A 13038-nucleotide genomic window follows, 5' to 3' on the forward strand; every position below is an offset into this window, starting at 1 on the left:
ATGACTCATGATGAACCCTTTTTCATGGCTCCAGATGACAAACATGATCTCATATCAGGGACTTGTTCGCACCTTCCATAGTTTTGGCGAAATTGCAGCTTATTCTACCGGTTTTGCATAGCTATCTATTTATCGCTCTCTCGACGCTCTGTTCAGCGCCGCCAAAATATGCTGCGGTGAGCACACTGAAATAACATTCACCCTCTTTGCATGGCCACAGGTCATGACATAAATACGGGAGAAAGAGAGGGCGCTTTTTAGCCCCTGCGGCGGAGGCTGACATGGGCGGGTCGCCACACCGCCTATGCCATATCTTTTCAGTGGCGCGAACGCAGCCCGCCAGCAGGGCTCATAAGCAAGGGGAGGGGGCCTTCCCCTTGCCTGCCCCGACTTGCCGCCCCCCGATGCATATCACTCCTGTCATGACCCTCCCTGTGAGGGGGCCCCGGAGTCCGCCCTGCTTTGCCGCCCTGGCGTATCCCGTACTCCTTGCGATGCAGCCGGCTCATCTTCACCGCACCATCCTTATTTGTGTTCTTTGTCATCAACTGCCGTTATTGCGACCTGGGTCGGGGTTTGGGTGGATTATTAACTGTATGATTAATAATGAAATCAGGGACCCTGCCGACGAGCAGCACGGATCGGCACTCCTCTGCCCGGGAGTGGCACATGCGATCGCATCGCGATCCCCGTCATCTGACTTCGGAGGTTTTATGCTTGGATTCATTCTGGGTGACATGTACAGCCACACCAGCGGGTTTCGGCCACCCCCCCGCCTAGGCAAGCACTTCCCCCTCGCCCCCGACTATCAACTGCGCGCTCGCACCGGCGCCGCCATCCTGACCATGGAGACCCTGCTCGATACCCCCTATCCCCAGAAGAAGTTCAGGGTTCTGATCTATGGCGCCTTTATCGAGCGCCAGCGTCGCCTCTTTGCCGAGCAGGTGGTCATTGGCCGGATGGAGGAGGGCCAGGACCTGGCGATCGCCATTGATCTCGCCTTTATCAGCACGGCGGTGCCCATCGGTCTGCTCGCCATCTCGGAGGAGATCGCGCTGCTGACCACGCCCCGTCCCACCCAGACCCATCCCCATCAGGTGGCCTTGAGCCAGGCGCTCGACTGTACCGCCATGCTGATGTTCTATGCCAAGGTCATTCGCCAGCGCAATGCAGTGCTTGAGCACATCGGCCACCAGTTCGGCTACAGACCGCAGGCCGGGTTGGTGGCCAGGGTGGGCCACGGCGGGGAAGATGACTATGCCGCCTTCATGGTCAATGTGATGACCTGCATCGCCCATTCGGGCTCCTTCAAGGAGGCGCTGGAGAATGGCGTCAGGATGGGCATGCACGAGCCCGCCTTCTTCTGTATCGTCGGCGCCCTGGCCTCGACCCTGTGGGGAGTCCCCAAACCCTGGGCCCATGAGATCTCTCGATTCATTCAGCGCCAGCACCCCCACTATCTCCAGATCCTGCTGCGGGGCGAAGCCAGGGTGGGCCGCAGACAGATCAACCTGGAGCCTCCCAAACCGCCGCTCTGTGCACCGGTCAAGCGCCAGGTACACCGCTTCCTGAAGTGGGCCTTCTAGGGCCATGGGAGTGCTCTCGAGGGGCGGGCCCATGGTGCCATCCCATCGGCCCGCCCCTCCTGAGGGTCATCACGGGGCTGTTATCTCACTGACCCCTGCTCCCCGGCTACCTTGCCCAAGAGGGGATGGCCAGAAAAGCCAACGGTTGCACGGGGGACAAAGGGCGGGTAGAAGGTGATCCACCTCGCCTTTTGATGTGAACGTCTTTTGATGTTTGGCGCCATACGATACCATGCGCAGCGTGTGTTCCTGTTGGGGGAGGTGCCGCCCATCGCCCCGTGGCTGGCTGCTGGTCCTGTCATGATCACGGGATGCACAATCCGGGGCCGCCACGGCAACCCCTTATCGCCATAGCCAACAGGACGGAGTATCAGGATGGCCATTGCCATTGAACAGTCGGACAACACACTGAGGGTCAACAAGGATTGCTACGATCTGGGCCGCATCGTGGGCGTGCAGGTAAAAGCTCTCGGCTGGATGGATCGGCTCAAGAAGAGCTTGTTGCTGGGGGTGGTCACCTCCAGTGTGCTCTTTTACTTCACCCCTTCCTACGAGCAAGCGGGCAACTGGCTCATCGTGCTCTTACTGCCCCTGGTGGGTTTTCTGTCTGGCGCCCTGATGGGGCTGCTCTCCAGCGCGAAATATGAGTTTTGCATCGAATTTTCCCACGCCGACGAGACGGGCGTGCAGTGGATCACCGCCGCCAGGAGCCGGCATGTCGCCGATTATGAGACCTTCAAGGCGCAGGCGGCCAGGTTGCAAGAGCGGCTCGGGTAGGGAGCACAGAGTGACGGGTCTGCGCCATCTGGCGTCAGGCACAACAACAAGCCCGATCAGGTGCACCTGTTCGGGCTTGTTCCATTAGAGGGAGGGCGCTCGGGGAGCGGTTCAGGCGGGATAGAGGGCGCCCAGCACCGCCGGGCGGCTCGCCCCGGTCACCGCAGGCAGGTTACCCGGCTTTCGCTGGATAAATCGCTGCGCCAGCCAGGCAAAGGCGGCCCCTTCCACCCAGTCCGGTGCAAGGCCGAGCTGGGCGGTGCTGGTCAAATGCCAGTCGGGCAGCAGGTTGGCCAGCTCCGCCAGCAGCGGGGCGTTGTGGGCGCCGCCGCCGCAGACAAACAGCTCGGGCCGGGTTGGCGCATCACGGTGGGTGGGCAACTGGCGGGCGATGCTGTGGCAGGTGAGGGATTGCAGGGTACGCTGCACATCTGCGGGGGCGTATGCGCAGCCGTCCAGCTCGCCGTCGAGCCAGTCGAGGGTGAACATCTCACGCCCCGTGCTCTTGGGGGCGGGGGCGGCGAAGTAGGGGTGAGCCAGCAACTGCTCCAGCAGCGCAGGGATAAGCTTGCCGCTGGCGGCCCACTGGCCACCGTCGTCATAGCTACCACCGTGGGGCTGGTGGCGGCGATACCAGCCGTCGAGCAGGGTGTTGGCGGGGCCGGTATCGAAGCCATATACCCCTGAACCAGCCCCCCCGTCGGTCTGGCCGGGCAGCACCGAGATATTGGCAATGCCGCCGAGGTTCAGCACGACCCGCAGGGCGCCGGGGCGGGCAAAGAGCGCCTGATGGAAGGCGGGCACCAGGGGGGCCCCCTGACCGCCGAGGGCCATGTCCATGGTGCGAAAATCGGCCACCACGTCGATGCCGGTCAGGGCCGCCAGCAAGGCCGCGTTGCCGATCTGCAGGGTAAAGCCGAGCTGGGGGCGGTGGCGTATGGTCTGGCCGTGACTGCCGATGGCGCGAATCTCCTTGGGAGTCAGCGCCGCCTTGGCGAGCAGGGCCTGGGTGGCGGCGGCAAATTCGCGGGCCACCAGGTTGTCGGCTACCCCCATGCGGTCGATTTCGTTCTCCCCCGGGGTGCAAAGCTCATGCAGGGTGCGAGCCGTATCGACAGGCCAGGGATGGCAGAGGGCCGCCTCTACTCGAAGCGCTTCCCTATCCATCGTCACCAGCACGGCGTCGATACCATCCATGCTGGTACCGGACATCAAGCCTATATAGCGTTCCGTCATGACAACCCCTTTCAATGATGCGGGGGAACCGTCCGATGCCGTGTTCCACCTTGGTCGACAGCGCTCAGCTGTCGTCGCCGTTGCCCTTGTTTCTGGCCAGTTGCAGCTCGGGGCTGTCCAGCTTGGCCAGCTGGGGCATGGCCTGGGCCTTGAAGCTGGCCAGCGCCCGCCCGCTGAGAGACTCCGCCTGGGGCAGGTTGAGGGTGCGCGGGTTCTTGTGCACACCGCCCACCACGAATTCATAGTGCAGGTGCGGGCCTGTGACCCGGCCGGTGCCGCCGAGCAGGCCGATGGTCTGCCCCTGCTTCACTCGCTGCCCCTTGTTGACGGTGCGCTTGGAGAGGTGCAGGTACTTGGTCACGTAGTTGCCCGCGTGCTTGATGAAGACGTAGTTGCCGTTGAACTGGTTGTAGCCGGCGGCCACCACGCTGCCGCCGCCCGCCGCCATGATGGGGGTTCCCACCGGTGCCACGTAGTCGATGCCGTTGTGGGGACGCACCTTGCCGGTGACCGGGTGAAGGCGGCGCGGATTGAAGTTGGAGCTGATGTATTTGAAGTTGACCGGTGCGCGCAGGAAGCTCTTGCGCATCGCCTTGCCGTCCGGGGTGTAGTAGTTGCCATCCTCATTCAGCACGGCGCGGTAGATGGCCCCCTGGTTGACGAACTCGGCGGCCAGAATGTCGCCGGAAGCAACCCGCTCGTCATCCTGGTATTTGTCCTGGTAGACCACCCGGAAGCTGTCCCCCGGTTGCAGGTCCTGGGCAAAGTCGATGTCCCAGCCGAAGATGGCGGCGAGATCCATGATCTGGTCTTCCGTCATGCCCGCTTCGACGGCGGCGCCCCAGAAGCTGGAGCGGATCTCCCCCTGGGCCACCTGTTCGCGGGTGTCGAGCTCGATCTTCACCGGCCTGGCCACGAAGCCGTCATCCCGGCGGTTCACCTTGAGCGCCTGCTCCAGGCTGTGGGGGTAATAGAGGCTGTGCAGCTCGCCGCTCTTGGTGAGCTTGAAGGTGAGCTCCTGACCGGGCTTGAGCAGGCGCAGGGTATCCGTGCCCTCGAGCTGGTCGATGAGGTGCAGATCAGTGGTGCTGAGGCCCAGGCGCTGGAAGATGACCCCCATGTTGTCGCCGCTGCGCACCTTCACCTGTCTGGTGACATAGCGCGGTTTGGGCGGGGTGACGGGCTCGGCCCGTGCCAGCTGCGCCTCCTCGTCGACCTGCTGCTCGACGGCCAGTTCGTTGTCGTTGTCATCGACCCGGGTGGCGACTGCCTGTTCGCTCGGCCAGGCCGCCAGCATCATCACCATGATGCTCAGGATCAGCACCATCTTGCGGTGCCAGTGAGGGAGAGAGTTGAAGGCGTGCCAAAGGACCATGAGAAGCAGACAAAGTTGAACCCGGAAGAAGGTCGGAGTTTACCGCCTTTCCAATTGGCCCGCCATTCCAGTAATATGTCTGGCCCTGTGGAATCGTGATTGGAGAGTCAAAAAATGTCCCAGCTCGAGGTGGCGCTAGCCGAGATCAAGCGCGGAGCGGAAGAAATTCTGGTTGAAGAAGAACTGATCGCCAAGTTGAAGGAAGGGCGCCCCCTGCGCATCAAGCTGGGGATGGACCCGACCGCGCCGGACATCCACCTGGGTCATACCGTGATCCTCAACAAGCTGAAGACCTTCCAGGATCTGGGCCATGAAGTGATCCTGCTGATCGGTGACTTCACCGCCATGGTGGGTGACCCCTCCGGCAAGAACGCCACCCGTCCGCCGCTCTCCGAAGAGGCCATCAAGCACAACGCCCTCACCTATGCCGAGCAGGCGTTCAAGATCCTCGACCCGGCCAAGACCCGCATCGAGTACAACTCCACCTGGCTGAGTGAGCTGGGCGCGACCGGCATGATCAAGCTGGCGGCCAAGCAGACCGTGGCCCGCATGATGGAGCGCGACGACTTCAAGAAGCGCTACAGCAACGGCCAGTCCATCGCCATTCACGAATTCCTCTATCCGCTGCTGCAAGGCTATGACTCGGTCGCGCTCAAGGCGGACGTTGAGCTCGGCGGTACCGATCAGAAGTTCAACCTGCTGATGGGTCGCGAGCTGCAAAAAGATGCCGGCATGGCGACCCAGTGCGTGCTGATGATGCCGCTCTTGGTGGGCCTGGACGGTGTCAAGAAGATGTCCAAGTCCGCTGCCAACTACATCGGCGTACACGACGCCCCGGGGGAGATGTTCGGCAAGATCATGTCCATCACCGACGATCTGATGTGGAACTACTACGAGCTGCTCTCCTTCCGTCCGCTGGCTGAAATCGAAGAGTTCAAGGCAGGCATTGCTGCCGGCACTCTCAACCCGCGCGACGTGAAGATCTGGCTGGCCAAGGAGATCATCGCCCGTTATCACGACGAGGCGGCGGCCGAAGCGGCCCACGAAGACTTCACCCAGCGCTTCTCCAAGAACGCCATTCCGGACGACATGCCGGAAGTCGAGCTGGCACTGGAAGGGGAAGGGCTGGCCATCGCCAACCTGCTGAAAGATGCCGATCTGGTGGCCACCACCTCCGAAGCGCTGCGGATGATCAAGCAGGGCGCGGTCAAGGTGGATGGCGAGAAGCTGGACGATGGCAAGGCACTCATCGGTGCCGGTACCGCCGTCTACCAGGTCGGCAAGCGCAAGTTTGCCCGGGTGACCGTCAAGTAAGTCGCCACCTGTGGCGCTGCCATAAGAAAGGCCTCCCTTGCGGAGGCCTTTTTGTTGGCTCATTGCTGCAAAGAGGGATCAGCCCTCGGTTTTCAGGAAGTTGCGATAGAGCATGTAGAGGTGGGCCGAGCTCCAGCTGAAGTTGCTGGCCCCCTGCATGGCACCGGTCTCCGGGTTGTAGTTCTCGCGGATGGGGCCGCTGCCCGCCAGCCCCTCGGCATTGCTAAACAGCTTGTTGACGAGCTGTTGGGCATCGCTGCGATAGCCGTAGTTCTCCAGCCCCTTCACCCCGAAGTAGAACTGATCCAGCCAGACGCGGCCGCGCCAGTAGATGTCGGGGTCGTAGGCCGGGTTGGTCAGTGCCGCCGTGCCGAGCGGCACCTTGGTGTTGAACTCCTGGGCATTGAGCATCACCTCGCGCACCCGCGCCGCCTTCTCTTTGTCTGCCACCTCGGCCCAGAGCGGGCTCCACCCTTCCGGGCCACGGCCGCGGGCGGTCAACAACTTGCCGACGCAGCCGTTGGCGTCGGGCAGATCCCCCTGGGCTATCTGGCGATCGTAATAGAAGCCGGAGGCCTCATCGAACAGGCAGCTGTTGATATAGCCGGCCAGCTGGGCCGCCCCTTCGCGATAGCGGCTCGCCTCGTCCGGCTTGCCGAGCAGCTCGGCCATGTCGGCCAGGATGCGTTTCTCCTTGGCGAGGAAGGCGTTGAGCTCCACCGACTCCTGATCGATGGAGAAGCCGATGAGGTTGCCGTCGTCCTGATGGTTTTCAAAGAAGAAGACGTTCCAGTCCTGGCGCGCCTTGGCCATGTCGCCGCCATAGGTCTTGTCGGCATAGCGCTTGAGCTGATCCGGCTCGATAAAGCCGAAGCGGGCGGCGTTGTCCATGCCGGACTCCCAGCCGGCACCGTGCTGGGCGCCGATATCCATGTCGGCGTAGCCGCCAACGCTCAATACCTGCTGATAGAGCGCCATGCCGGCGCAGCCATACCAGCCATCTCCCTCATTGGTACAGCTCGACAGATCCAGCCCGACCGGTGCCCCCGTCGGGTACTGCACCTTGAAGGTGATGTTGCCGAACTCGTCGTTGTGCTCGACGTGGCGGGTGGCGCCATATTCGATGATGCCGTTGCGGTTGTTGTCCCGCGCCCGATACCACCAGTCGTGATAGGCCTGGATCTTCGGGTACATCTCGGCGATGAAGGCCTTGTCCTGGGTGGCGCTGTAGATCTCCCAGATGGCCCAGGCGGAGAGGGGCGGCTTGGTGTCCCGCTCGTTCCAGTTGCCGCCGTCGCCACCGCGATCGGCGAGCTTGTTGTAGAAGACGGCGTCGATCACCATGCCGGCATCCTGCGGCCGAACCGGGTCATCGGCCTGGATCTGGTAGTCATACATGGCGCGCACGTTGTTCTTGGCTACCTCGGGGTTGAAGTGGGCCATGGCGTAAGCGTGCTTCCAGCTGTCCCAGGCCCAGACCCCGTCGAACCAGCGGGCGGTGTTGGAGGGGGTCACCCCGTCGTGCAGGATGGCGCCGGCGGGGGAGCGCCAGTTGCCGTTGAGGGTCTCCATCGCCTTGACCGCGATGCGCCGCTCGGCTTCCGGGATCCCCTGATTGGAGAGGCCGTGCGCCAGGTAATCCTCCCAGCGGCGGATGGCGTCGTCGAAATGGCTGGCGGGGTCGGCCAGCAGCGCCAGGCGGCTCTGCTCGAAGCGACTCGCGTCAGCACTGCTGTGGACATAGCTCTGCAGGGTGTAGATATCCTGCTGGCCCTTGGCGGCCAGGGTGAGGCTGGCCTCGCTCACGTAGCCGAGGCCCTGTTCGTCGAGGGTGGTGCTACTCGGCAGGGTGCGATCGATGCGGTAGCTGGCGCTGCCGCTTTGCATGATGTTCCAGGTGCTGCGCAGTTTGCCGAACTGGAATGCCACGCCGCGCTCGGTCTGGTTGATGGTGCGGGTCCAGGCGGGGTATTGCTCGGCGACCGTCTTGTTGGCATCCCACTGGTTGAGCAGCTCCCCCTGCCAGTTGAGCTTGAGGGTGAGGGGGGCGTCAGTGTGGTTGATGAGGCGGGTGCGAACCAGCGCAGTGCGGGCATCGCCGTAGCGCAGCTCCAGCTCCAGGGTGAAGGGGTCGAATTCGAAGCGCTGCACCAGCGCCCCCGGGATGGCGTACAGCGCCTGCTTGCTGGCGCTGGTGAGGGGGAAGGCGCGGCCGCTCTCGTCGCTCAGGGTCAGCTTGTCCAATTCCCTTGCGAAGAACAGGCTGTACTCCTCGGCGATGACCATGGGACCGGTAAAGCCGCCCCATTCGCTGTCGCTGGCGGGCAGCAGGAAGCCGTGCCAGGCGCCGAGATCGAGCAGCGGGTTGTATTTGAGGTTGGCGTAGCTGTCAAAGTCACGGAACTGGAGCGGGGTGCCGCTGCGGTCGATCACGTTCTGATACTGGTTCGCCAGGGTGGCGCTGGGGGCGGCCGGGCTGCTGGAGTCATTGCCGTTGCAGGCAGTGAGGCCGAACAGGGCGACGCTCAGGGTGATGGAAAGTAAATTTTCACGAAACATCTCTCGCTCCAATGGCAGTTTTTGTAGGTTAAGGAAGGTGTTTTTTAGTGATTATTTTAGTGAAAGCGTTTGCGAGAGCCATTATAGGGCGATTTTGACGGGGTTATTGGCGCTGTGTCACAGTGCAGGAGGGGCGAGTGTGAGCCGGATCACCCGGTTACACGAGGTTACATAGTCTTGTGTTTTAGTAATTATTTACTTTCGTGGTAGCAGTCAGCGAGAGAGAGGAGGGGCAGGTACGCAGGTATTGGTGGGGGGTCAGGCCGAACTCCTCCTTGAAGCGCGCGGCAAAGCGGCCGGGGGAGTCGTAACCACAGGCGAGGGCGGTCTGAAGCGGCGTGAGCCCCTGTTGCAGCAGGGTGAGGGCGTGCCCCAGGCGTACCTGGGTCAGCACCTGGCGAAAGCTGCGCCCCTCGGCTGCCAGTTTGCGGACCAGGGAGGCGCGGCTCATGGCGAAGTGGGTCGCTACCGTCTCCAGCCGGTGATCGAGACCAGGCTCCACGCTGAGGTAACGGGCCAGCCGTTCCCCCAGGGTCATGGTGGTGGCAGGAAAGAGCAGTCCAAGGCCCCCCGCTGCCCTGAGCTCGCCATAAAACCCTTGCAGCAGCTGGGTCTGGGCCGTCTCGCAGAGCTGCCGCTGCGCCATGGTGGTGACGAGATCAAAGCAGAAGGCGAGGGCCGACGTCACCCTGATGGCCGGTGGCTTGAGGAGATCGAGGGGGCTCTCTGCCAGCCACTCGGCCGGTGGCGGGGCCAGCAGGGTGAGCGCCTGGGAGCGAAACGTGCCCTGCTCCGGCTGGTTGACGAAGGTGAGCCGGTGACCCGCCGGGATCAGCAGCCAGCTCTCCTTGTCAAAGGAGAGGCGCTGCTCCCGCCACCACAGCTGCTTGCGGCCCTGCTGCACCCAGATGAGGGTCGGCGCGTAGATGAGCACCCGGCGCAGGGGCTGCTGGCGGATCCCGAAGTAATGATTCAGTTGCAGCAGGGGCGTGCTCATCGGGCGGGCTCCTAGGGGGTGGTGAAGGTGGCGGTCAGGGTGGCCTTGCCAAGGGCCAGGCTGTTGAGCATGTAGCCTACCATGGCGGGCGGGGTGTTGGCCTTCACCTCCAGCGCCTTGGGCAGGGCCCAGACGGTGAACTGGTAGCGGTGCATGCCGTGACCGGCGGGCGGCAGGGGCCGCCATAACCCTGGGTACCGTAGTCGGTGCCAAGCTCCAGCCCCTGCTTGATCTTGCCGGAGGCATTGCTCGGCAGCTCGCTCTGGCTGGCCGGCAGGTTCACCACCAGCCAGTGCCACCAGCCGCTGCCGGTGGGGGCGTCCGGGTCATAGGCGGTGATGGCGACGCTCTGGGTGCCGGCGGGCAGGCTCTGCCAGCTCAACTGGGGGGAGCGGTTCTCGCCGCTGCAACCAAAGCCGTTGAAGCTGAAGACCTTGTCCATGGGTTCACCCTCGCGGATGTCGGTACTCTTGAGGGTCATGGCGCCGGCGGGCAGGGCCGCGAGGCAGAACAGGGGCAGCAGCGGGATAATGGGGGATCTCATGATGGGCACTCCTTTGTGTGAATATGGCATTCACTCTAAGGGGGCTGGCTCAAAACAGAGTGCCCGTATGGCTCAAATTATGCCATGGAGGCGGCTTTTGTGAGCTGTTCGGGGCTTTTGAGGGGCATAAAAAAACCGGCATCCTGGGATGCCGGTTTTTGGGAGAGGCGAGGGGCCTTAGCGCAGGATCATCTCGTCACGGCCCGGGCCGACGGAGACCATGGGCACCGGCACGCCCAGCAGGGCTTCGATGCGCAGCACATAGTCCTGGGCAGCCTTGGGCAGCTCGGCGAAGGTGCGGCAGGCGCTGATGTCTTCGCTCCAGCTCTCCATCTTCTCGTAGACGGGGGTGAGGGCGGCGGTCTGCGGCCAGATCGGGTTCTCGGTGTGGGCACCTTCGTAGGCCACGCAGATCTTCAGATCCGGCAGACCGGTCAGGCAGTCCAGCTTGGTCAGGGCCACTTCGGTGGCAGCCTGCAGCTCGACGCCGTTCTTGGTGGCGACGGCATCGAAGTAACCCACGTCACGGGGACGGCCGGTGGTGGCGCCGAACTCGTTGGTGATCTTGCGGAACTCGTCCTGGTTCTCCATGGCGGTCAGCAGGGTGCCGGTACCGACGGAGGAGCTGAATGCCTTGGCCACGGCGATGACGCGCTCCGGGCGCAGGCCCGGCAGACCGCCACCGATGCCGGCGTAGGCGCCGGAAACGTGGGAGGAGGTGACCCAGGGGTATTCGCCGTAGATGAGATCACGGCCGGCGCCCAGCTGGGCTTCGAACAGCAGGGTCTTGCCTTCGGCTTGCAGTGCCTTGAGGGGCATGCTGACGTTGCAGACGGCGTCCAGCCAGGGAGCGGACACTTCCAGCAGCCAGTCGGCCATTTCCTGGGCGGTCTGGGTGAATTCGAAGTCCGGATAGAGAGCCTTCATCTGTGGCAGTTTCCAGTCCAGCATGAACTGGATGCGCTCGACCAGCACGTCCGGCTGTTTCAGCCAGCCCACCAGGATCGCCTTTTTCATGACCCGATCACCGTAAGCCGGGGCGATGCCCTGACGGGTGGAGCCGTAGGCGCCGTCACCCAGGCGTTGCTCTTCCAGGGTGTCTTCCAGCGCGTGCAGCGGCAGGCAGAGGGTGGCACGGTCAGAGATGGCGAGCTTGGGAATGACGCCGGAGGCCTTGACCTCTTCCAGCTCGACGGTGAGCTTCTCGGGGCTGATCACCATGCCGGGGCCCAGCACGACCAGGCAATCCGGGTTGAAGACGCCGCTCGGCACCTGGTGCAGCTTGAAGGTGCCCAGATCGTTGACCACGGTGTGGCCGGCGTTGTTGCCGCCCTGGAAACGAATACTGGCGCCAGCCTGGCCTGCCAGATAATCGACGATGCGGCCTTTGCCTTCATCACCCCAGTTAGCACCTACGACTACGATAGACGACATGACTCTTTCTCCTAAGACGTTAGGCGTCCATCCTAGGAGCCCCGTGAGGATTAGAAAAATTAATTATCTTTATAATTCCGATAATAAAGCCATATAATTCCGGTGCAATTATCGACACCGCGCTCCCTTTCGTGGTGCCCGTGCCCTGGCGGCGCTGGCCCTGCCATCGACCCGGGAGAAGAGGAACCCCATGCTGGACATTCACTGGCTGCACACCTTCGTCACCCTGGCCCGGTTGCAGCACTTCGGCCAGACGGCCACCGAACTGCACATGACGCAACCCAATGTGAGCCTGCACCTCAAGAACCTGGAGCAGGCGACCCGGGTCAAGCTGGTAGAGCGCAGCCCGTTTCGCCTGACCCAGGCGGGGGAGCGGCTGCTGCAAAGCGCCGAGCGCGCCATCAACGAGCTGCAACTCTGCCAGTCCGATCTCAATGCCCTGAGCCAGTTGAGCCAGGGGACGCTCGCCATCGCCGCCAGCGACATCATCTCGCGCCTGCTGCTGATCCAGCCGTTCCAGCGCTTCAAGCAGGCCTTCCCCGGCATCGACCTCACCCTGTTCAACACCACCTCGGATCAGGCGGCGGATCTGGTGCGGGCGGGCAAGGCGGATCTGGGCTTCGTGATGGCACAAAAGCGCAGCGAGCCGCTCTTCTACACCGAGTTGCAGCAGGTGACCTGGTGTGCCCTGGGGCACGGCCTGGCCCGCTGGCAGGCGCGGGCCAGCTCGGGGGAGAGCGATCCTCTGGACGAGCCGACCCTGATCCTGCTGGGGCACGACACCCGGACCCGGGCATTGATCGATCCCTCCCTGCCCCTGCTCGGCCTGCCGAGCTGCCGCATCATGGAGGTGGGGAGCGTGGATGCCCAGCTCGACTGGGCCGAGGCGGGCTTTGGCGTCGCCATCGTGCCGGATTTCTCCCTTCACCCCAGGCTCAAGCTGACCGCCCCGGTGACCCGGCTCACCGATTTTCCCGGTACCAGCCTGGGGTACGTGGTGCGCCAGAACCAGGTGCTGTCGCGGGCCATCAAGCAACTGCTGCACTGGGTGGAGGAGGAGATCCAGAATCCGGCGCTGCTGCTGGCGCCGTGACAGGCCAGGCGCCCGTTCCCCATAACCAAGAGGCCACCCCTGGGGTGCAATGCTGTTCACTTAAGCGGAGCCGCATTGCGATTTACCGGAAAACGGGTCTTTGATATCTTCACCGCCCTGGGT

9 protein-coding genes and 1 pseudogene are annotated in these 13038 nt (G+C 63.2%); 4 read left to right on the forward strand and 6 right to left on the reverse strand.

The genetic code is table 11. The features are described 5' to 3' along the window. Positions 1-713 precede the first annotated feature (713 nt). Both PG887_RS20115 and PG887_RS20120 read left to right on the forward strand, forming a co-directional pair. Complete coding sequence (locus tag PG887_RS20115) at positions 714-1586, forward strand: hypothetical protein (RefSeq protein WP_270822742.1); 873 nt, start codon at positions 714-716, stop codon at positions 1584-1586. Positions 1587-1961: 375 nt separating this feature from the next. Next, entirely contained in the window at positions 1962-2363 is a 402-nt protein-coding gene (locus tag PG887_RS20120; RefSeq protein WP_232098004.1) for a hypothetical protein, read from the forward strand. 111 nt (positions 2364-2474) lie between these two features. Here the strand turns inward: PG887_RS20120 and PG887_RS20125 are convergent, their stop codons facing one another. Then, positions 2475-3599, reverse strand: coding sequence for an anhydro-N-acetylmuramic acid kinase (locus PG887_RS20125; RefSeq protein WP_270822743.1), 1125 nt, complete (start codon positions 3597-3599; stop codon positions 2475-2477). 64 nt (positions 3600-3663) lie between these two features. Then, a complete protein-coding gene (locus PG887_RS20130; protein ID WP_270822745.1) occupies positions 3664-4974 on the reverse strand; it encodes a peptidoglycan DD-metalloendopeptidase family protein in 1311 nt (436 codons plus the stop codon). Positions 4975-5088: 114 nt separating this feature from the next. Between PG887_RS20130 and tyrS the strand changes: the two genes are divergently transcribed. Then, complete coding sequence (gene tyrS, locus PG887_RS20135; RefSeq protein WP_039040151.1) at positions 5089-6288, forward strand: tyrosine--tRNA ligase; 1200 nt, start codon at positions 5089-5091, stop codon at positions 6286-6288. A gap of 78 nt (positions 6289-6366) precedes the next feature. Here the strand turns inward: tyrS and ygjK are convergent, their stop codons facing one another. The 4 genes and pseudogenes from ygjK to PG887_RS20155 form a co-directional block, all read right to left on the reverse strand. Beyond that, positions 6367-8847 carry an alpha-glucosidase gene (ygjK, locus tag PG887_RS20140; RefSeq protein ID WP_270822746.1) on the reverse strand — a complete coding sequence of 827 codons (2481 nt, stop codon included), beginning with the start codon at positions 8845-8847 and terminating at the stop codon, positions 6367-6369. Positions 8848-9031: 184 nt separating this feature from the next. Next, positions 9032-9844, reverse strand: a complete 813-nt coding sequence (locus PG887_RS20145) for a helix-turn-helix transcriptional regulator (RefSeq protein WP_202040727.1) — start codon at positions 9842-9844, stop codon at positions 9032-9034. Between the two features lie 11 nt (positions 9845-9855). Beyond that, positions 9856-10388 (reverse strand): annotated as a pseudogene (locus tag PG887_RS22755) (YbhB/YbcL family Raf kinase inhibitor-like protein). Between the two features lie 177 nt (positions 10389-10565). Next, on the reverse strand, positions 10566-11822 hold the full coding sequence (locus PG887_RS20155; protein WP_042880306.1) for an adenylosuccinate synthetase: 1257 nt from the start codon (positions 11820-11822) through the stop codon (positions 10566-10568). 190 nt (positions 11823-12012) lie between these two features. Here PG887_RS20155 and PG887_RS20160 point away from each other — a divergent pair, with 190 nt between their 5' ends. Continuing rightward, the gene (locus PG887_RS20160) at positions 12013-12915 is read left to right on the forward strand and encodes a LysR family transcriptional regulator (protein WP_041212603.1); all 903 of its coding nucleotides are present in this window, start codon (positions 12013-12015) and stop codon (positions 12913-12915) included. Positions 12916-13038: the final 123 nt, after the last annotated feature.

Source organism: Aeromonas sp. QDB14 (assembly GCF_027707845.1).
GTDB lineage: Bacteria > Pseudomonadota > Gammaproteobacteria > Enterobacterales > Aeromonadaceae > Aeromonas > Aeromonas caviae.

Bases quoted from the DNA above. Each gene is read 5' to 3' on its own strand.
- PG887_RS20115 (WP_270822742.1), top strand. From the start codon at position 714: ATGCTTGGATTCATTCTGGGTGACATGTACAGCCACACCAGCGGGTTT.
- PG887_RS20120 (WP_232098004.1), top strand. From the start codon at position 1,962: ATGGCCATTGCCATTGAACAGTCGGACAACACACTGAGGGTCAACAAG.
- PG887_RS20125 (WP_270822743.1), bottom strand. From the start codon at position 3,599: ATGACGGAACGCTATATAGGCTTGATGTCCGGTACCAGCATGGATGGT.
- PG887_RS20130 (WP_270822745.1), bottom strand. From the start codon at position 4,974: ATGGTCCTTTGGCACGCCTTCAACTCTCTCCCTCACTGGCACCGCAAG.
- tyrS (WP_039040151.1), top strand. From the start codon at position 5,089: ATGTCCCAGCTCGAGGTGGCGCTAGCCGAGATCAAGCGCGGAGCGGAA.
- ygjK (WP_270822746.1), bottom strand. From the start codon at position 8,847: ATGTTTCGTGAAAATTTACTTTCCATCACCCTGAGCGTCGCCCTGTTC.
- PG887_RS20145 (WP_202040727.1), bottom strand. From the start codon at position 9,844: ATGAGCACGCCCCTGCTGCAACTGAATCATTACTTCGGGATCCGCCAG.
- PG887_RS20155 (WP_042880306.1), bottom strand. From the start codon at position 11,822: ATGTCGTCTATCGTAGTCGTAGGTGCTAACTGGGGTGATGAAGGCAAA.
- PG887_RS20160 (WP_041212603.1), top strand. From the start codon at position 12,013: ATGCTGGACATTCACTGGCTGCACACCTTCGTCACCCTGGCCCGGTTG.